At 58.5% G+C, this 764-nt stretch carries 1 protein-coding gene; it reads left to right on the forward strand.

The window, feature by feature from the left end:
* On the forward strand, positions 1-764 hold a 764-nt coding region (locus tag J5224_RS32230; protein WP_264629020.1), incomplete at both ends, for a proton-conducting transporter membrane subunit.

Consider the following 764-nt stretch of genomic DNA (forward strand, 5'->3'; position numbering starts at 1 on the left):
CTCGGCAGGGTCATGCCCTTTACCGCGCTGTGCTTTGCCATCGGCGCGTTGGCCGTGATGGGGTTGCCCCCGTTCAGCGGTTTTTACAGCAAATTTCTGATGATCTACGCCGCGGTACACGCCAATGCCGTCACCGTGGCGCTGCTGTTTTTGACAGGCAGCGTGTTGGGGGCAATATATTACCTGCGCATCGTACGCGTGCTGTTCTTCGCCCGTTATCAGGGCACGGGCGTTGTAGAGGAAGCGCCGCTGGCGATGCGTGTGGCTACCGGCCTGTTGGCGGCGCTGGTCGTCCTGGGCGGCGTGTTCCCCGATTACGGGTTACAACACTGGATACAGCCGGCCATTGCGCAGATTGCCTATCATCAAGGTTGGCCCGTCACGCCGCTGCCGACGCTTAATCTGGAGTGGTCGCCCGCCACGGCAATCGCGATTATCGGCGCACTGTTGACGTTTTTACTCGGAAAGCGCGCACCGCGTCGTGCGGGAATGCTGGCGGTCGGCGTCATGGCGTTGACGCTGGGAGCGGTGCTGTTAGATGCGGGTCGCTACGATCTGCTGTCTTACTGGTTTGCCGTCTTGATAGCCGGCGTTGGCCTGCTTAACCTGTGCTATGCCATCGGCTATATGGCACATGGCCATAGCCAACACCGCTTTTTCTTCTTCTTCATATTTATGATCGGCGGCCTGTTAGGGATCACCGCCAGCAAGGATCTGTTCAACTTCTTCGCGTTCTGGGAAATCATGAGCAGTTGGACGCTCTA

The sequence above is a fragment of the Candidatus Symbiopectobacterium sp. NZEC135 genome (assembly GCF_025962695.1).